General features: G+C 69.2%; 18 protein-coding genes. 6 read left to right on the top strand and 12 right to left on the bottom strand.

Features of this window, described 5'->3' with window-relative positions:
- Positions 1-67: 67 nt before the first annotated feature.
- The gene (locus Q4V64_RS37110) at positions 68-574 is read right to left on the bottom strand and encodes an ATP-binding protein (protein WP_124439040.1); all 507 of its coding nucleotides are present in this window, start codon (positions 572-574) and stop codon (positions 68-70) included.
- A 295-nt stretch (positions 575-869) separates the two neighbouring features.
- Here Q4V64_RS37110 and Q4V64_RS37105 point away from each other — a divergent pair, with 295 nt between their 5' ends.
- Positions 870-1,721: a helix-turn-helix transcriptional regulator gene (locus Q4V64_RS37105; RefSeq protein ID WP_124439041.1), complete on the top strand. Its 852-nt coding sequence runs from the start codon at positions 870-872 to the stop codon at positions 1,719-1,721.
- 12 nt (positions 1,722-1,733) lie between these two features.
- Positions 1,734-1,922: a DUF397 domain-containing protein gene (locus tag Q4V64_RS37100; RefSeq protein WP_124439042.1), complete on the top strand. Its 189-nt coding sequence runs from the start codon at positions 1,734-1,736 to the stop codon at positions 1,920-1,922.
- A 47-nt stretch (positions 1,923-1,969) separates the two neighbouring features.
- Here the strand turns inward: Q4V64_RS37100 and Q4V64_RS37095 are convergent, their stop codons facing one another.
- From Q4V64_RS37095 to mnmA, 5 genes are all read right to left on the bottom strand, one after another.
- The gene (locus tag Q4V64_RS37095) at positions 1,970-3,202 is read right to left on the bottom strand and encodes a restriction endonuclease subunit S (RefSeq protein ID WP_124439043.1); all 1,233 of its coding nucleotides are present in this window, start codon (positions 3,200-3,202) and stop codon (positions 1,970-1,972) included.
- Entirely contained in the window at positions 3,192-5,798 is a 2,607-nt protein-coding gene (locus tag Q4V64_RS37090) for a class I SAM-dependent DNA methyltransferase (protein WP_124439044.1), read from the bottom strand. Before Q4V64_RS37090 ends, Q4V64_RS37095 begins: the two co-directional genes overlap by 11 nt.
- 99 nt (positions 5,799-5,897) lie before the next feature.
- Positions 5,898-6,737, bottom strand: coding sequence for an RloB family protein (locus Q4V64_RS37085; RefSeq protein WP_172629106.1), 840 nt, complete (start codon positions 6,735-6,737; stop codon positions 5,898-5,900).
- Complete coding sequence (locus Q4V64_RS37080) at positions 6,734-8,017, bottom strand: ATP-binding protein (protein ID WP_124439046.1); 1,284 nt, start codon at positions 8,015-8,017, stop codon at positions 6,734-6,736. The genes Q4V64_RS37085 and Q4V64_RS37080 overlap by 4 nt, the downstream gene beginning before the upstream one ends.
- A 111-nt stretch (positions 8,018-8,128) precedes the next feature.
- Positions 8,129-9,259, bottom strand: a complete 1,131-nt coding sequence (gene mnmA / locus Q4V64_RS37075) for a tRNA 2-thiouridine(34) synthase MnmA (protein ID WP_124439047.1) — start codon at positions 9,257-9,259, stop codon at positions 8,129-8,131.
- 60 nt (positions 9,260-9,319) lie between these two features.
- Between mnmA and Q4V64_RS37070 the strand changes: the two genes are divergently transcribed.
- Positions 9,320-10,015 (top strand): N-acetylmuramoyl-L-alanine amidase, encoded by a 696-nt coding sequence (locus tag Q4V64_RS37070; RefSeq protein ID WP_124439048.1) that lies wholly within the window; start codon positions 9,320-9,322, stop codon positions 10,013-10,015.
- Positions 10,016-10,045: 30 nt separating this feature from the next.
- Here Q4V64_RS37070 and Q4V64_RS37065 read toward each other — a convergent pair whose 3' ends face one another.
- From Q4V64_RS37065 to Q4V64_RS37055, 3 genes are all read right to left on the bottom strand, one after another.
- Positions 10,046-11,215: a cysteine desulfurase family protein gene (locus Q4V64_RS37065; protein WP_124439049.1), complete on the bottom strand. Its 1,170-nt coding sequence runs from the start codon at positions 11,213-11,215 to the stop codon at positions 10,046-10,048.
- A 90-nt stretch (positions 11,216-11,305) separates the two neighbouring features.
- The gene (locus Q4V64_RS37060) at positions 11,306-11,572 is read right to left on the bottom strand and encodes a DUF4190 domain-containing protein (protein ID WP_124439050.1); all 267 of its coding nucleotides are present in this window, start codon (positions 11,570-11,572) and stop codon (positions 11,306-11,308) included.
- A gap of 35 nt (positions 11,573-11,607) precedes the next feature.
- Positions 11,608-11,775, bottom strand: a complete 168-nt coding sequence (locus tag Q4V64_RS37055) for a hypothetical protein (protein ID WP_172629107.1) — start codon at positions 11,773-11,775, stop codon at positions 11,608-11,610.
- A gap of 157 nt (positions 11,776-11,932) precedes the next feature.
- Here Q4V64_RS37055 and Q4V64_RS37050 point away from each other — a divergent pair, with 157 nt between their 5' ends.
- Positions 11,933-12,559 (top strand): TetR family transcriptional regulator, encoded by a 627-nt coding sequence (locus Q4V64_RS37050; RefSeq protein ID WP_124439051.1) that lies wholly within the window; start codon positions 11,933-11,935, stop codon positions 12,557-12,559.
- A 25-nt stretch (positions 12,560-12,584) separates the two neighbouring features.
- Here Q4V64_RS37050 and Q4V64_RS37045 read toward each other — a convergent pair whose 3' ends face one another.
- Positions 12,585-13,562: a YafY family protein gene (locus Q4V64_RS37045; RefSeq protein ID WP_124439052.1), complete on the bottom strand. Its 978-nt coding sequence runs from the start codon at positions 13,560-13,562 to the stop codon at positions 12,585-12,587.
- Between the two features lie 207 nt (positions 13,563-13,769).
- Between Q4V64_RS37045 and Q4V64_RS37040 the strand changes: the two genes are divergently transcribed.
- Positions 13,770-14,351, top strand: coding sequence for a TIGR03086 family metal-binding protein (locus Q4V64_RS37040; RefSeq protein WP_124439053.1), 582 nt, complete (start codon positions 13,770-13,772; stop codon positions 14,349-14,351).
- Here Q4V64_RS37040 and Q4V64_RS37035 read toward each other — a convergent pair.
- Positions 14,341-15,189 (bottom strand): thioesterase family protein, encoded by an 849-nt coding sequence (locus Q4V64_RS37035; protein WP_172629108.1) that lies wholly within the window; start codon positions 15,187-15,189, stop codon positions 14,341-14,343. The genes Q4V64_RS37040 and Q4V64_RS37035 overlap by 11 nt on opposite strands.
- Before the next feature lie 154 nt (positions 15,190-15,343).
- Here Q4V64_RS37035 and Q4V64_RS37030 point away from each other — a divergent pair, with 154 nt between their 5' ends.
- On the top strand, positions 15,344-16,576 hold the full coding sequence (locus Q4V64_RS37030) for an alpha/beta hydrolase-fold protein (RefSeq protein WP_124439055.1): 1,233 nt from the start codon (positions 15,344-15,346) through the stop codon (positions 16,574-16,576).
- Here the strand turns inward: Q4V64_RS37030 and Q4V64_RS37025 are convergent.
- Positions 16,485-17,141, bottom strand: coding sequence for a trimeric intracellular cation channel family protein (locus Q4V64_RS37025; RefSeq protein ID WP_124439056.1), 657 nt, complete (start codon positions 17,139-17,141; stop codon positions 16,485-16,487). The two genes, Q4V64_RS37030 and Q4V64_RS37025, sit on opposite strands and share 92 nt — an antisense overlap.
- Between the last annotated feature and the right edge of the window lie 11 nt (positions 17,142-17,152).

Here is a 17,152-nt window from a genome sequence, read left to right as displayed (position 1 = left end):
AGGGAGCCGACCAGGGGCGTTTCGGCCTCGCGATCAAGCCACACCGGGCGTCCGGCGGCTCGCGGGATCAGGCCGCGAGGGCGGGCGGCGGGCCCGGGCGAGGGTCCGGCGGAAGGGCCAGCTCGAACCAGATGGTCTTGCCGCCGGGTCCGTACGGCGCCTCTCCTATGCCGCATCCGCCCCATCGGTCGGCCACCGTGTCGAGGATCCACAGTCCACGCCCGCCGACCGCGTCCGCGGGGGCGACGGTGGGCGGCGCGAGGGGCAGGTCCGGGCTCATGTCCCAGACGCTGACGCGGAGTACGGGGCAGAGCCAGAAGAGCCGCACGAAGGCGGACCCCTTGGCGTACCGCACGGAGTTCGTGGCGAGCTCGGACGTCAACAGCTCCGCGCGGTCGGTGAGTTCAGCGAGTCCGTGCGCGGTGAGGACGGCACGGAGGGTGAGGCGGGCGATTCCGGGGCCCCGGGGGTCGCAGGGGAAGTGGAGTTCGTACTTCCAGGGGGCGGTGAAGGGGAGGGGGTGCGGGTGAGAGAGGGGGTCCTCTTCGGTGGGGGTGGTGGGGGGTGAGGTCATGCGGATCCTCCTTTGATGGCGTGGCCGTCATAGACGTCCGGAGTCGTCGGGATACTGGCCGCGATCTCCGACCCTGAGCCGGTGCGGTGGCCTGCCGGGTGGCATCGCCATAGGCGCAGATGCGTTCCGGTGCGCTTCCGATGGCTTGGGGTGGGAGTGGTGGCCTGAGTCACAGGCTAGCCTCGACGCTAAAACGCGTGCTACCTCATTCACTAAAACGGGTAGTCAAGGTGATTTGCGTGGACGCCATAGCGCCAAGGTCGGCAAACTATGCGCGCGAGCAAGGAGTTGATCCATGGCACCACGTCAGGCACCTACCATCCGACAGCGCCGCTTCGGTGCTGAACTTCGGCGGCTTCGCGACTCGGTTGGCATGTCCGCCCCTGTTGCCGCTGAGCTGCTCGGAGTGGACCGAACGATGATCTCCAACATCGAGTCGGGACGATTCGGCATCAGTGAGGAGCGGCTTCGGCGCCTGGCAAGCATCTACGAGTGCGACGACACAGAACTCATCGATGCTCTGGCCGCGATGACTGGGGGACGCGTGCGGGGTTGGTGGGACGAATACCGAGGCAAGATCCCGCCCGACTTCGTGGACGTGGCAGAGCTTGAGCATCACGCCAAAAGCCTGCGGACCCTCCAGACAGCCCACATCCCTGGTCTGTTCCAAACCGAGGATCATGCCCGAGCGCTATTCGACCTCTTCGTGCCGCCATTGCCTCGGCTGGAGGTCGAGTTGCGTGTGGCCCATCGCTTGGCCAGGCACGGCGTCGTGGCAGCCGACCCTGGCGTGCCATACGCCGGCCTGATCTACGAGGCGGCCCTCCACCTGCGGATCGGCGGCCGTCATGTGGCCAAGGCGCAGTTGAAGCGTCTTTTGGAGGAGAGTGAGCGCCCCAACGTACGGTTGCTTGTCATTCCGCTCACTGCCGAGGGGTTTCCCATGGCCGGGGACACGATGATGTACGCCGCCGCCGCAAGCCCCCACTTGGACACCGTGGAGGTGGACTCGCCGATCGGTGCCGTCTTCATCGACTCGCCTACCCAGTTGTCCAACTTCCGTCGACGACTGGACTTGGTCGAACAGGTGGCGTTGAATCCTGAGAAGTCGAGGGATCGCATCCTCGAAATCGCCGGAGAGCTGTAAGAGGTAATCCCTTTGCCCAAGTTGCAGTGGACCAAGTCGTCGTTCTCAGAGGCTTCAGGCAACGCCTGCGTCGAGGTAGCTACGACGGGCCCCGACGGCATAGCGCTCCGTGAGAGCGAGAGCCCGGCCCGCGTTCTCACGACGGACCGGGCTTCGCTGGAAGCACTGATGCGGACCCTGAAGGCCGGACCGCAGGGCTGAGCGGTTTGTCCGTTTCCCGGCACGGAGCAGCAGTCGAGGCGACTCGCTCATGCGGCGGGTGTCTGGGCCTCTGCACCGGTGAGCAAGTCCTCGACAACGGCTCGCTGAACAGTGCGGAGCTTGGCAATCTGCCCCTCCACCACAGCAACCCGCTTCCGGGCTGCACGAACCGGCCCGAGCAACCGCTGCTGTTCCTCCAACGGCGGCACAGGAACCGGCATCTTCTTCACCTGAGTCGAGTTGATTGACGCGAGGTTCGTGGTCTGCTTGCCCACCCGTAGGAAGTATGCGCGCCCTTCAGACGAAGCGGTGTACAGCGCCAGGAAGTCCGGCAGCAAGCGATCTCCGCACCGAACGCGGAACACGTGGTTCTGATGCAGGCAGGACTCGATGCGACCATCCCAGACCGCACCTCTGCCGAGCTTGTCGAGATCCCCGCCCTCGGTGAGGAGCAGGTCTCCCGGCCTGAGTGCGTACCGCTCGAATTGAGCGCTGAGAATCCGAACACGCTTGACGTCTGCCGTGTCGATGCGACTGTCCAACACGTTGGCGACGCGCAGGTACGGCAGTTCGATGGTGCCGTCGCCGACTGGCTCTGAACCGAGGGTGACCCCGGCTGCGACCGCCGCAACGGATTCCAGGTGAACTCGCTCCCACCCCTGTCCCACAGACAAGGCTTCGGCGGACAGCCCCTGCTCGGCTACACGCAGCTTCCTCAGCGCACGTTCCAACGCCCCGATCCGCCGCTTGAACGCGGCATGCGCGGCGACAATCCGGCGCTGTTCGTCCAGCGGAATCCTCGGTACACGCAAGTCGCGTACGTCCGCCTGGGAGATCTTGTACTGCCCACTCGACCCTCGCATGGCTTCATCGATCTGCCACCGGGCCGCATTCGACGCGAGGGCGATAGCCAGGTAGTCAGGGTCGAGTACATCCGGGTCTGCCACGAGCCGAAACACAAGGTCCGGAACCATGAGCTTGGGACGAACCTCCCCGACTGAGCAGACAACCCCCACGAGGGACTTGACGCCATTTGCCCGCGAAACCAGCACGTCGCCACGTCTGACTTCCAGCCCAAATCTTGGTGCAACAGCCGCAGGCAACGCTTTGGCCTCCGTTGCCACGAAGCGCCCAGAGGTCACCGCGCTCAGCTTGAGAACACCCCATTCATCCGCTGCCGGAACCCGAGGCTCACACACCGGACTCCATCCGGTCTCCACCCGTCGAAGCACGTCTTTGAGAGCTACCGTCGGGCGCTCGGTCATGAACTCACCGCCCATACCCCAACACCTCCAGCCACTCCCCCAGCTCCCCCTGAGCCGCCTCGCTCTCCCCCTCCAGCTCGCTCAGCGACACCCTGTACTTCTCCACCCACCGCCGGAACACCGCGACCAGCTCCCGCCGCCCCACGGCCAACGCCGCGTCCAGGCGCCCGGACAGGTCCTCGTTCAGGACGTCCAGGACGATCTCCTGGGTCCGCTCCCTATCCGCCAGGACCACCTCGGCCGCAGCCAGCAAATCCTTCAGGAACCGGTCGTCCAGCGCCTTACGCTTCTTCGTCGCGGCGGTCCGCGCCTTGCGGCAAGCGGCGAACTCCTGCTCAAGACGGGCGAGTTCCTCCGGAGAGACCGGCTCGGTGGCCTCCACCGAGGCACCGTCGCCGTCCCCCTCCTCCTCGCCGTCCTCCGGCGGCTTCGCCGCCGCCAGCGCGTCCGCCGCCTCCTTGTACGCCGCGTCCGCCGCCGCGACCTCGGCCTCGACCACCGTGTACTGGTCGAGGAACTCCGGGATGAGGTGCCGTACGACCGGCTGGTCCATGGCCCGGCGGCGGTCGGCGGCCGTCACCGTCGTCTTGCGGGACGAGGTGCTCACCGATCCCTCCGCCGGCTTGACGATGGCCTCCGTCGAGTCCACCCAGCCTTCCAGGACACGGGCGAACCCGCCCGCCGCCAGGGCCTTCATGTCGTAGCGTGCGTGGGTCCACCAGTCGGCGACGATGCCCGCCGTGCGGTACTCGTCGAGAACGCGGACCGCGTCGACCGCCTCGGTGAAGCCGGCCAGCAGGCCCGCCCGGAGCACCATCAGCTTGCGGTCCTCGGCCAGCTGGGCGAAGAGCGCCGACCCCTTCGCCCACCATTTCGCGTACGCCTCCCGCAGTTCCGCCTCCTTGGCGGCTGCCTGTTCGGCGATACGCCCCACCGTGGTCTCGGGGTCCTCGGGGAGGAAGTCGTAGTACTCCGGATCGTCATCCCGCGCCGCGAACAACGTCGACGCGTCGACCCCGTACGCACCGAACAGCTTCTCCCGCGCCACGACCTCCGCGACCGGCACGCCTCCGTACAGGTGTGCCCGTACGTCCTGCGGCTCGGGCGGGGGTGAGTTGTCCACCCAGCGGCGGATATTGAGGTTGGCGCCCTCGGCGAGGAGGTCGTCCACCTTTACCCAGCGCGAGTAGCCATTCTGCTCCCGTCCCTTCTGGAACACCGTGACGATCTTCTCGATGTGCTCGGGGCGCAGCTCGTTCTGGTTACGGCCAGCCGTGAACTCGCGGTCGGCGTTGATGAACAGGACCCTCTTGCGCCGGTCCTGTTCCTTGCGGTGCGGGCGGCGCAGGACGAGGACGCAGGCGGGGATGCCGACGCCGTAGAAGAGGTTCGGGCCGAGGCCGATCACCGCCTCCAGGCAGTCGTCGCGCAGCAGCTCCTCGCGGATGTCCTTCTCCTTGCCGCCGCGGAACAGCACACCGTGCGGCATGACGACGGCGACCATTCCCTTCTCCTCCAGCACCGACACCATGTGCTGGACGAACATCAGGTCCGCCTTCTTGCCCTTCTCGGGCGCCCAGCCCCACTTCATGCGCGTGCCGTGCACGGCGTCGGCGGCGGCCACGGCCGTCTGGTCGTACGGCTGGGAGAAGGGCGGGTTGGAGAGGACCTTGGTGAAGGTGAGCAGGCGTTTGCCGGCGTCGAGGTGGAGCGGCTCGGTGAGGGTGTCGCCGTGCTTGAGGTCGAACTTGCGGATGCCGTGCAGCACCATGTTCATGCTGGCCATGGACCAGGAGGCGGGGTTGCGGTCCTGGCCGTTGATGGCGAGTTCGTCGGGGTCTCCGCCGTGCTCCTCGACGTACTCGCGGGCCGCGATGAGCATGCCGCCGGAGCCCATGCAGGGGTCGTAGACGCTATCGGTGGGCTGCGGGTCGAGCAGTCGTACCAGCATGCGGACGACGGAGCGCGGGGTGTAGAACTCGCCGCCGCTCTGGCCCGCGCTGTCCGCGAACCGGGCGAGCAGGTACTCGTAGGCCGCGCCGAGCATGTCGGGGAACTCAAAGTCCTCGTTGCGGAGGCGGTAGAGGCTGAAGTGACGGATAAGAGAACGCAGTTCGGACGCGGTGAAGCGGGGCCGGTTGCCGACGACCGCGTTGAACTCGATGTGGGACGCCACGCCCGTAAGCCGGCTGTTGCCCTCTTGGAGGGCCGCCAGCGCCTTGTCGAGGTACTCCCCCGCCTTCATCGGCTTGCCGTCTGGCCCCTCGATCTCCGCCGTGAGCGCCTCGATGCCCGGGACGGTCACCTCCGGGTGCTCGGAATCGAGCACGTGCGGGCCGGTCCACCAGCGGGCGCGTGGCGGGACGTAGAAGACTCGGGTGTAGTAGTCGGGGTTGTCGGCCCGTTGCAGGGCCTTCGTCTCGCTGCCCGTCTCCTCCAGCCGCTGCTGGTAGGCACGCTCCCACTCCGGCTGGAACTCGTCCGAGGCCCGTTTCAGGAACAGCAGCCCGAAGATGTAGTCCCGGTAGTCGGAGGGCTCCATCCGTCCGCGCAGGATGTCGGCGGCGGCGAAGAGGTGCCGTTCCAACTGGGGGAGGGTGATGCGGGCCACGCGCCGGTCCTTCGTTGGTTAGTGGGTGAACGGGTGGTGCGAGGGCAGCCTAGAGCGGCAGCAGGTGCAGGTGTTAACCGCCCGGACAGCGGTTTTCGGCTACCTCGGCCGGTCCTCCACGATGCCGAGGCTGACCAGCAGCCGCCATACGTCGGTGGACGGATCCCGGTTCAGGACTTGGCAGTCCTCGGCGTGTCCGGAACGCGCGGCCCACTTGTTCCACGGTTCGGGGACGCTGTCCCGCTTGACGGGCTTGGGCTTGCCTTTGTTTGCCTTGCAGTCGCCGTGCTCACACTGGTTGACCAGGGTCCTGGCGTGAGCGACCGCCTTCTTCGCCGCGTCGTCATCCAGCGCGTCACGGCGGGGGCCCTTGACACTCTTGTCGTTCTTGACGTCGAAGGACCTGTACGCCGGGTGCGCCGCGCGCAGCTTCTCCAGGACGTTCTTGTTCTTGCCGCTCTGCCGCCCGCTGAAAGGCTGGAAGTGCAGGAGCAGCCACAGCTCGAAGGAAGGGTGTGAGAAGCACACCTGGATGTTGGCTTCGGCGGCGTCCTGAAGGGCCTTCTGGATGTCGTGGTGGTCATCCCTGTCGAACATGGCCCACCCCTCCACCCCTTTCGCCTGCTTGTGCTCCCGCACGGCGGCGACCGCCCTGGACGGCGTCAGGCCGTTCTTGGCGGTGATCGGGTGGATCAGGAACGGCTGCCGCGCCCCGTCTCCGCCGTCTCCGTAGCGGGCGTTGAGGTGGTCGAGGTACTGCGGTTCAGTGACCTCGCCCTCGCAGCCGATGAAGATGACCCGCTGCTCCTTCGAGACCGGCGGCCGGTAGGGGACGGGCGCGAACTGGTCGTCCTTGCTCCCCCTGCGTCTCCGCTGAGATCCCGACGTCCCCGCACCGCCATGACCGCCGTCCTGCCACAGTCCGCCCCGCCTGCTCACGCTGTTTCCTTCGCCTCCTGCCAGGAGAGTTCACGAGCGATCGCTCCCGCGCCAACGCGCGGTACGCCACCGTAGCGGCCGCGCAGATATCCGCTCTCCAGATCTTCGTCCTCCGCCGGGTGTGCGGCGGTCACGGGATAGAAGCTGGATGTCCCTGAGCGTTCCTTCGCCGCGATCCACACCTGCTCGGGGTCGAGCGGCCGGTCGAGGACCGCGTTTCCGAGCAGGGTGGCGTCGTGCGTGGTGAAGATCAGCTGGGCGTCGTTCGGGTTCGCCTTGGGGTCCTGGAAGATCCGTACGACCTCGGCGGCCAGGGTGGGGTGCAGGCTGGAATCGAGTTCGTCGACCAACAGCGTCGTCCCGTTGTCCAGCACCGTGAGCATGGGGCCGAGGAACGCGAACCAGGCGTGCGTACCGAACGATTCCTCACTCAGGAATTCCAGCGCGACATCACCGCCGTCCGGCGTCCGGTGTGTGAGCCGGATGCCTCCGGACTCGGGGTCGACGTCGATTCCGGTGATACCCAGGTCGGCGATGGCGAGGAGCTGGAGGATCCGCTCGTGGTAGGCGTTCCTCGTGTTCTTCGCGCTCTTCTCGGTGAGCATCCGTTGCGTGAACGTCGTCCGCCCCGTGATGTCCTCGCCCGGTGTGACCAGCCACAGATTGTCCATGAACCAGCGGTGCAATGCCGTCAGCTGGGGATCATTGAGGGTGGCGCCAGTGGTGAGGAACAGGGCGTCAGGCCTCGTGTAGCCGACGAGGGCTTCGCGATTCCCGGTGAAGCCGTCCCCTTCGAAGACGAATTCGGAGCCTTCCGACTCCGGTCGGCCCGCCTCCCGGTCGAACCAGACCTGGCGCTCGCCGTGGGGGTAGGCGTGCAGCCACTCGGCCTCGACGCGTTCGTCGGACAGTTCGAAGCCATAGGTGAAGCGGATCTTCCGCTGGTGGCCTACAACCAGGTCCACCTCAAAGAGTGTCGTCTCGTCGGCGCTTTCCCGGTCGAGCTTGAAGGGCTGACGGGGTACTCCGGAGAACTTCGGCCAGTCCGCGAACGAGGTCCGCACGGCCTCCCGCATGTCCACCATGGCCCGGAGCAGGTTGGTCTTGCCCGACGCGTTGGCACCGAAGACGCCCAGGACGCACAGCCCCGGAACCGGCCGCCCGTCATGCTTGAGGCCGGTGTCCCGCGCCGTGCCCTCTTTGAGTTCGGCGCCGATCAACGACAGCTCGCACTCGTCACGGATCGAGCGGTGATTGGCCACCCGAAAACGGAGGAGCACCCTCGACCTCCCGGCGACAGGGAAGCGGCCCCGTCGTTCTCGTTCCCTTGCGGACGATCCGCAGGGGAAGCCTATGACGGCGGCGGATCCGGGGCCAGTCTCGATGATCGTCTAGGACACCGCGGCCGTCGCCCGCACTGTCGACGCGATCGTCGCCGAGCCCACCACGCGCGTGCCGTCGTACAGGACGATCGCCTGGCCGGGGGCCACGCCGCGGACCGGCTCCGCGAACGACACCTCCAGGGAGCCGTCGATCAGCTCCGCGGTGACCTCGGTCTCGCCGCCGTGGGCGCGCAGTTGGGCCGTGTAGCTGCCGGGGCCGGTCGGGGCGGCCCCGCACCAACGCGGCTTGATCGCGGTCAGCCCGGTCACGTCCAGGGCGGCGGCCGGGCCGACCGTCACCGTGTTGTCCACCGGGGAGATGTCGAGGACGTAGCGCGGCTTGCCGTCGGGCGCCGGGGTGCCGATCCTCAGGCCCTTGCGCTGGCCGATGGTGAAGCCGTACGCACCCTCGTGCGTGCCCAGCTTGGCGCCGGACTCGTCGACGATGTCGCCCTCCGCCTTGCCGAGCCGGCCGGCGAGGAAGCCCTGGGTGTCGCCGTCCGCGATGAAGCAGATGTCGTGCGAGTCGGGCTTCTTGGCCACCGCCAGGCCGCGGCGCTCGGCCTCGGCGCGGATCTCGTCCTTGGTGGTGACCGTGTCACCGAGCGGGAACATCGCGTGGGCGAGCTGGCGGTCGTCCAGGACGCCGAGAACGTACGACTGGTCCTTGGCCATGTCGGAGGCGCGGTGCAGCTCGCGGGTGCCGTCCGAGTTCACGATCACCTGGGCGTAGTGGCCCGTGCAGACCGCGTCGAAGCCGAGAGCGAGCGCCTTGTCGAGCAGGGCGGCGAACTTGATCTTCTCGTTGCAGCGCAGGCAGGGGTTCGGGGTGCGGCCGGCCTCGTACTCGGCGACGAAGTCCTCGACCACGTCCTCCCGGAAGCGGTCGGCGAGGTCCCACACGTAGAACGGGATGCCGATGACGTCCGCGGCGCGACGGGCGTCGCGCGAGTCCTCGATGGTGCAACAGCCACGCGCGCCCGTGCGGAACGATTGGGGGTTCGCCGAGAGGGCGAGGTGGACACCGGTCACGTCGTGGCCCGCCTCGGCCGCGCGGGCGGCGGCGACGGCGGAATCGACTCCGCCCGACATGGCGGCGAGGACGCGAAGAGGACGGGAGCGCTGCGGGGTGTCAGTCATAACCCTTCAAGGGTACGGGTGCGCGGGAACCGAAGCCCACGAGTATCCGTTCACGATCACATGGGGGCGAGACGAGCATCCAAGGACACGGGCAGCGCCAAGCACACGGGCGCGGACTCCGATCGGCGCATCGGGCGCCGTGCCCTGCTGATCGGCGGGACGGTGGCCGCGGCGGGCACGGCGGTGCTGGCCCGTGACCAGCTGGCGCGTCTGTGGTGGCGTGCGCCCGGCGTGGAGAAGCCGCGCAAGGAGGGCGAGGTCGACTACGCCGGCGCGCGCTGGGTGGCCGCGTCGTCGGCGAACTGGCGGATGGCGGACCGGCCCGACGACTACGGCATAGACATGGTGATCATCCACGTCACCCAGGGCAGCTTCGCCAGCGCGGTGAAGGCGTTCCAGGACCCGGGGCACCAGGCGGCCGCGCACTACATCGTCCGCCAGGACGGGCACGTCACGCAGATGATCCGCGAGCTGGACGTGGCGTACCACGCGGGCAACCGCGACTACAACGAACGCAGTGTCGGCATCGAGCACGAGGGTTTCGTGGACCGGCCGCAGGACCTCACGGCCGAGATGTACGAGGCCTCGGCCCGGCTCACGGCCCGGGTCTGCGCGCGCTACGACATACCCGTCGACCGCGAGCACATCATCGGGCACGTCGAGGTGCCGGGGACGGATCACACCGACCCTGGGCCGCACTGGGACTGGGACCGGTACATGGAGCTCGTGAAGAAGGCCCGTACAGCGGTGGCCTGAGCGGTCCTCGCGTCAGTCCCCGACCGGTCCTTACGTCAGTCCCGCCGCGCGCGCCCGTTCCACCGCCGGGCCGATCGCCTTCCCGACCGCCTCGACGTCGGCCTCCGTGGAGGTGTGGCCGAGGGAGAAGCGGAGGGTGCCGCGGGCCAGGTCCGGGTCGATGCCGGTGGCCAGCAGGACGTGGCTGGGCTGGGCGACTCCGGCGGTGCACGCGGAGCCGGTGGAGCACTCGATGCCCTGGGCGTCGAGGAGGAGGAGCAGGGAGTCGCCCTCGCAGCCGGGGAAGGTGAAGTGGGCGTTGGCGGGGAGGCGGCCCTCCGGTGCCGGGTCGCCGCCGAGGATCGCGTCCGGGACGGCCGTACGGACCGCCTCGACCAGGGCGTCGCGCAGGGAGCCGATCTCCTGGGCGAACCACTCGCGCTGCTCGGCGGCCAGCCGTCCGGCCACCGCGAAGGACGCGATCGCGGGAACGTCCAGGGTGCCGGAGCGGACGTGGCGTTCCTGGCCGCCGCCGTGCAGGACGGGGACGGGGGTGTACTCACGGCCCAGGACCAGGGCTCCGATGCCGTAGGGGCCGCCGATCTTGTGGCCCGACACCGTCATCGCGGCGAGGCCGGAGGCGGCGAAGTCGACGGGGACCTGGCCGAAGGCCTGGACCGCGTCGGCGTGCAGCGGGATACCGAACTCGGCGGCGACGTCGGCGAGTTCACGGACCGGCAGGATCGTGCCGATCTCGTTGTTCGCCCACATGATCGTGGCGAGGGCGACGTCGTCGGGGTTGCGGGCGATGGCTTCGCGGAGCGCCTCGGGGCGGACGCGGCCGTACCGGTCGACCGGGAGGTACTCGACCGTGGCGCCCTCGTGTTCGCCGAGCCAGTGGACGGCGTCGAGGACGGCGTGGTGTTCGACGGGGCTGGCGAGGACCCGGGTGCGGGCCGGGTCGGCGTCGCGGCGGGACCAGTACAGGCCCTTGACGGCGAGGTTGTCGGCCTCGGTGCCGCCGGCGGTGAGGACGATCTCGCTGGGGCGTGCGCCGAGGGCTTCGGCGAGGGTCTCCCGGGCCTCCTCGACGGTTCGCCTCGCGCGGCGTCCGGATGCGTGGAGGGAGGAGGCGTTGCCGGTGACGCTCAGGTGCGCGGTGAGTGCCTCGACTGCCTCGGGGAGCATCGGGGTGGTCGCGGCGTGGTCGAGGTATGCCATGGTGACGCCGATTCTACGTGGCCCTTGCAGTGGGCTCGGGCCGTGCGCCTCGCGCGGTGGCGGATCGGCCGCCCACATCGGTCACCGGTTTCAGAAGCTCCAGGACACGGTGCTGTCCATCTGCATGAAGGTGACCAGAACCAGCAGGTCGGCAACCCCCAGCCCCATTCCGAGGTACGCCCGGCCCCGACGGTTCGTGTCCCGCCACAGCGCCACCGCCGCCAGGGCGATCGCGATCGGGCCGAGGAAGACGTTGAAGACGAGGAGGCCGATCAGGCCGAGGATGAAGGACGCGACGGCCATGCCGTCGGCGTCGCGGATGCCGGTGCGGCGGGTGGCCGGTGCGGTGAGTTGCATGGCGGGTCAGCTCCAGAGGATCTTGCGGGCGGATGTCAGTTGGTGGACGGGCCGCTGCGGCGCCCGTGGCGCTCACGGGCCGCGAAGATGCCGAGCCAGACGGCGACCACGACGGCGGCCACGGCGGTGAAGCCCAGCGGCGCGTGGGCGACTGTGCCCACGACGGCGCCGAGCATCAGGAGTGCGGCGACGAGGAACAGCATGGGATCCCCCTCCGGGATGCGTACGAGATGGTTCTCGTCACGTTTCGGTGAACGACACGTTTCGGTGAACGGTTGTAGTTACAGTTGTTCACTGACTTCTCAGTCTAACGCGTCGTACGACTTTCCAATCACAGAGAACAGTTGTTAACTGCATGGCATGAGTCACACCCTCGGCGTCCGGCAGGCACAGAAACAGAAGACCCGTCAGGCGCTCCTGGACGCGGCATTGGGATTGCTGGAGGAGCAGAGCCTCAGCAGTCTGGGCCTGCGCGAGGTCACGCGTGCCGTCGGCGTCGCCCCGACGGCCTTCTACCGCCACTTCCGCTCCACCGCGGATCTCGGCGTGGCCCTGGTCGAGGAGGCGCTGGGCAGCCTGCACCCGATGATCCGGACGACGGTGTCCGGGGCGGACGACAGCGGCCAACGCATGAAGCGCGCCGTCGAGTTGATCGCCCGCCATGTCGACGGGTACCCGGCCCATGTCCGTTTTATCGCCCGTGAGCGACATGGCGGAGTTCAGCCGGTGCGAGACGCCATCCAGGAGCAACTGGCCCGGTTCGGCCAGGAGGTCAAGGCCGAACTGGCCAAGGACCCCGAGTCCGACGGCTGGCACGACGACGACCTCCTCATGCTCGCCAACCTGTACGTCGACCAGATGCTGATCACCGCCTCGCTGTTCCTGGAGGCGCTGGAGGCATCGCCTCAGGAGCGGGAGCGGGTCGCCCAGGTGGCGGAGCGTCAGCTGCGGCTGATCAGCATCGGCCGTCACCACTGGCTGGACTGACCCGGCGCGAAAGCCAGCAGGTCCTTCAGTCCCGCCCGCTGCCCGCCCGCCGGTACAGCTCCGTGACGGAGGCGGCCGTCGCGGCCAGTTCCTCGCGCACTTCCGGCGGGGAGAGGACCTCCACGCGGTCGGCGAAGAGCAGCAGCTGGCGGGCCTCCTGGACGAAGCCGTACGACAGATGGGCGGTGACCCACTCGCTTTCGCCGTCGTCCTCGGGCAGGGCGACCAGCGAGGCGGCGTTGAGGCGCTGGAACATGTCGAGGCGCTCGCGCCGGACCCGGACGGTGACGTCGATTCCGCCGGGACCTTCTTCGACCTGGCGGCGCAACACCTCCCAGGCGTCGGCGAGTTCCACGCCCGGCCGCCGCAGCACCGGGTCGTCGAGGACGGTCGCCGACTGAACCCGGTCCGCGCGGAAGAGCCGGGGTTCGGCCCGCCGGTCGGCGACCAGGTACCAGACACCAGCCTTGGAGACGAGGCCGTACGGGTCCACGGTGTAGGTCCGCGCCTCCTTGGCGTCGCTGTGCCGGTACCGCAGCCTGAGGCGCCGGTCGGCGAAGACCGCGTCCTGCAACACGTCCAGGTCGACCGCCTTCTGCGGGCCGCCCTTCCAGCGCGTGGCGTCGACGAGGACGCGGCGGGAGGTGACCTCGGCGGCCGGGCGGTGCGGGGCCGGGAGCGCCGCCATGACCTTGCGCAGGGCCGAGCCGAGTGCCGAGTCCAGGCCGAGCGCGGCGTGCGCGCCCTGGGCGGCGAGGATGAACAGCGCCCGGGACTCGTCGGCGGTGAGCCCCGTGACGTCCGTACGGAATCCGGCGAGCAGCTCGATGCCGCCGTGCCGTCCGCGTTCGGCGTAGACCGGGACACCGGAGGCCGACAGGGCCTCGACGTCCCGGTAGACGGTCCGCACCGACACCTCGAGCCGCTCGGCGAGTTCACGCGCGGGCACCCGGCCGCGGGTCTGCAGGAGCAGCAGGATCGACAGCAGGCGTTCGGACTTCACGGCCCCAGGATCCCGCGGCGTGGAAGGACGGCGCAAATGCTGACGGCAGCTGTCAGGTTATCCGGCGATCCTCGCACCGAACGAAGCACCGAAGCACAGAAGCCCCGAACACCGAGGCACCGAAGCACACGAGGCGCGGGAAGTACGCACAGAAGCCCGGGAAGTACGCGCAGACGCCCGCGCCCCCACCCTGAGGAGAGGCCGCCCATGACCAACGACCCCCGCCCCCTGTTCGCCCGAGCCGCCGACCAGGCCGCCGCCCTGATCAAGGCGGTACGTCCGGAACAGCTGGCCGGGCCCACCCCGTGTACCGAGTTCGACGTCCGTACGCTGCTGAGCCACATGGCCGGCGCTACCCACCGCGTCGCCGTCGTCGCCGAGGGCGGGGACGCGCTCGCCATGAAGCCGTTCGTGGACGCCGTACCGGACGGCGGCTGGCCGGCGGCCTATGGCGAGGCCGCCGACCGTGCCCTGAAGGCCTGGGCGGACGACGACCTCATGGACGCGGTGATGCGCATGCCGTTCGGGGAGCTGCCCGGCCGGATCGCCCTGTCCGGATACGTACTGGAGACGGTGGCGCACACCTGGGACCTCCGTGAGGCCCTGGGGCGGCCGTCCGAACTCGATCCGGACCTGGCCGAGTTCGCGCTCACCGTCGCCCACCGCCTGCTCCCCGACGAGCGGCGCGGCGACGGCGTGCCCTTCGACTCGGCCCGGCCGGTCCCCGAAGAGGCCGACGCCTACGTCAGGTTGGCAGCCTGGCTGGGGCGCGAACCTCTCACAGCCTGACCCGCGCCAACTGCCGTGACTGCGCCACCAGCCGGTCAGCGCTGTCCCAGACCTCGGCGTCCTCCTCCAGGAAGCCGCCGGCGAGGTTGCGGGTGGTGATCGAGACGCGCAGCGGGCCCGGCGCGGGACGGGAGCGGACGTGCACGGTCAGTTCGACCGTCGGTACCCAGCCGGAGAGGCCCAGTTCGAAGGCGGTCGGCGGCAGCGCGTCGACCGCCAGCAGCAGCGAGAAGGGGTCGGGGTCGCGGCCGTCGTCCAGTCCGAACCAGGCCCGCATCTCCCCCTTGCCGGACGGCGAACCGAGCGCCCAGCCCAGGGTGGACGGGTCGAGCTTGAGCATCAGCCGGTCGGCGATCGCCGAGCTGCCGGAGACGGGGGCCGGCCCGTCCTCGGGGCCGAAGCACTGCTCCGGGGGCGGGATCGCGGGTGGCCGGGCCGTCGTACGGACGTCGTCCGGCAGCGCGTCCAGATCCCCGTACGAGGCGAGGACGCGGATGCGTTCGACCTCGCGGCCCTGGTCGTCGTGCTGGAAGAGGGAGGCCTGGCCGGTCGACAGTGTGCGTCCGGTCCGTACGACGTCCGTGCGCACGACCGCCGGGCCGGGCTGGGACGCCGTCAGATAGTGCGCCGAGATGGTGAACGGGTCGGAGTGCGGCAGGGCGTCCGCGAGCGCGCGGCCGAGGACGGCCAGCAGATAGCCGCCGTTGACGGCGCTGAGGATCGTCCAGCCGGCGGAGAGGTCGATGTCGTAGACCCCGGGTTCGCGCCGGGTGACCGCGGTGTCCCGGTCGAACTCGCTGTCGCCGATCGTGGCCCGCACGGTAGCTGCTTCTGACATGGCTGAACGGTACAACATGAAATTACTAAGCGGTAGCTTTGAACCCGAGGAGCCCCCGAGGAGCCCCCGAGGAAGGTGAGCTGCGGGCAATTTCTCGGTAAGTGTCCGTACTCGTCCGCCAACCCGAGTGAGCCGCCAGGCCCTCTGTAAGGACATGAGCCTCACCGGGACTTCGTTCCTCTACACCCTGATCGTGCTGGCCGTCGTCGCCCTCGTCCTGCCCCTCGCGCTGTGGTCGCGGCTGAGGGGGCCGAAGCCCCTGCGCGCCGTGGCCCGGACGCTGATGCTGCTGTTCGCCCAGGGCACCGCGGTCGCCCTGGTCTTCGTGATGGTCAACAACGAGAACAATCTGTACGACAACTGGGCCGACCTGCTCGGCACCGGCGACCACGTCCAGCAGGCCGAGAACCTGGGGGCCGACGGCACGGGCGGCATCGCGCTGAGGAAGCTGCCCAAGGTCCGGCAGACGTTCAGGCCGGCCACCGGGCCGGGCATGCGGGCCGCCGACGGAGTGCGCGTCACCCAGCTCAAGGGCAGGGTGTCCGGCGTGAACGCCGAGGTCTACGTGTGGCTGCCGCCGCAGTACCACGAGCCCGCCTACCGCCACCACAGGTTCCCGGTGGTGGAGCTGCTGTCGGGCTACCCCGGCTCGGCGAAGGCCTGGTTCGGCTCACTGCACGTGCACAAACAGCTGCTGCCGCTGATGCGCGGCGGGAAGGTCGCGCCGTTCATCCTGGTGGCGCCGCGCACCAATCTGCTGGCCGGCGTGGACCCCGGCTGCGCGAACATCCCGGGGACGGTGAACGCCGATACCTGGCTCAGCATCGACGTACCGATGATGGTCATGGACAACTTCCGGGCGGACCGCGCCCCGCAGGGCTGGGCGGCCGCCGGGTACTCGGCGGGCGCGCACTGCGCGGCCAAGCTCGCCGTCGCCCACCCCGACCGCTACCAGGCCGCCATCAGCCTGTCCGGATACAACGACCCGATCATCGAACGCGCCTCGCTCGCCGCACAGAGCCCTGCCCTGCGCGCCGAGAACAACCCGTACGTGCTGCTCCGGAAGGCGCACACGCCGCCCCCGATCGCGCTCTATCTCTCCGGCCAGCCGCACGACGGCTACGAGGCGGCCGCGAGCCTGGAGCAGATCGCGAAGGCGCCGACGACCGTGCACGTGGTGTACATCCCGAAGAGCGCGGGCGGGCACACCATGGCGCTGTGGCGGCCGCAGGTGGTCCCGTCGTTCCGCTGGCTGACCCTGGAGATGGGACAGCACCGCGCCGACGGGACCGGCCCTACTCCTCTCGCACCGTCGACCGACGGTTCCACGCCCGCGGCGCTCGCCAGTGGAACCGCATCGCGAGCAGGCGCAGTACGAAGGCGGTGACGACCGCGAGCGCGCTGGTGAGCGGGGTGAGGGTGTCGTAGCGCAGGCACAGCGCGACCATGGTGGCGCCGACGATGGCGGGGACCGCGTACAGGTCGCGGTCCCAGCGCAGCAGCGACGGCACCTCGTTGGCGAGGACGTCCCGCAGCACGCCGCCGCCCACGGCGGTCGCGAGGCCGAGGCAGACGGAGGCGGTGAGTCCGAGGCCGTACTCGTACGCCTTCGTCGTCCCGGCGACGCAGAACAGGCCGAGGCCCGCCGCGTCGAAGACGTTCACGCCGGCTTGGATGCGCTCCACCTGCGGGTGGAGGAAGAAGACCAGGAGGGCGGCGAGCAGCGGGGTGACGAAGTAGCCCAGGTCCGTGAAGGCGGCGGGCGGGACGGCCCCGATGACCAGGTCGCGGAACAGCCCTCCGCCCAGTGCGGTGACCTCGGCGAGGACGGCGATTCCGAAGACGTCGAAGTTCTTGCGGACGGCCAGCAGGGCGCCGGAGATGGCGAAGACGAAGATGCCTATCAGGTCGAGCGTGTGCTGGACGGACGGGCTGAAGAGTTGCTGGAGCACCCTAATATTCT

Source organism: Streptomyces sp. NL15-2K, assembly GCF_030551255.1.
Taxonomy (GTDB): domain Bacteria; phylum Actinomycetota; class Actinomycetes; order Streptomycetales; family Streptomycetaceae; genus Streptomyces.
The sequence above is the reverse complement of the archived record's forward strand: the minus strand, read 5'-3'. Positions and strand labels throughout refer to the sequence as shown.

Excerpts from the sequence above, each read along its gene's own strand:
- Q4V64_RS37040 (WP_124439053.1), top strand. The coding sequence starts at position 13,770 with ATGACCAACGACCCCCGCCCCCTGTTCGCCCGAGCCGCCGACCAGGCC.
- Q4V64_RS37105 (WP_124439041.1), top strand. The coding sequence starts at position 870 with ATGGCACCACGTCAGGCACCTACCATCCGACAGCGCCGCTTCGGTGCT.
- Q4V64_RS37065 (WP_124439049.1), bottom strand. The coding sequence starts at position 11,215 with ATGGCATACCTCGACCACGCCGCGACCACCCCGATGCTCCCCGAGGCA.
- Q4V64_RS37095 (WP_124439043.1), bottom strand. The coding sequence starts at position 3,202 with ATGGGCGGTGAGTTCATGACCGAGCGCCCGACGGTAGCTCTCAAAGAC.
- Q4V64_RS37030 (WP_124439055.1), top strand. The coding sequence starts at position 15,344 with ATGAGCCTCACCGGGACTTCGTTCCTCTACACCCTGATCGTGCTGGCC.
- Q4V64_RS37055 (WP_172629107.1), bottom strand. The coding sequence starts at position 11,775 with ATGCTGTTCCTCGTCGCCGCACTCCTGATGCTCGGCGCCGTCGTGGGC.
- Q4V64_RS37070 (WP_124439048.1), top strand. The coding sequence starts at position 9,320 with ATGGGGGCGAGACGAGCATCCAAGGACACGGGCAGCGCCAAGCACACG.
- Q4V64_RS37050 (WP_124439051.1), top strand. The coding sequence starts at position 11,933 with ATGAGTCACACCCTCGGCGTCCGGCAGGCACAGAAACAGAAGACCCGT.
- Q4V64_RS37035 (WP_172629108.1), bottom strand. The coding sequence starts at position 15,189 with ATGTCAGAAGCAGCTACCGTGCGGGCCACGATCGGCGACAGCGAGTTC.
- Q4V64_RS37110 (WP_124439040.1), bottom strand. The coding sequence starts at position 574 with ATGACCTCACCCCCCACCACCCCCACCGAAGAGGACCCCCTCTCTCAC.
- Q4V64_RS37060 (WP_124439050.1), bottom strand. The coding sequence starts at position 11,572 with ATGCAACTCACCGCACCGGCCACCCGCCGCACCGGCATCCGCGACGCC.
- mnmA (WP_124439047.1), bottom strand. The coding sequence starts at position 9,259 with ATGACTGACACCCCGCAGCGCTCCCGTCCTCTTCGCGTCCTCGCCGCC.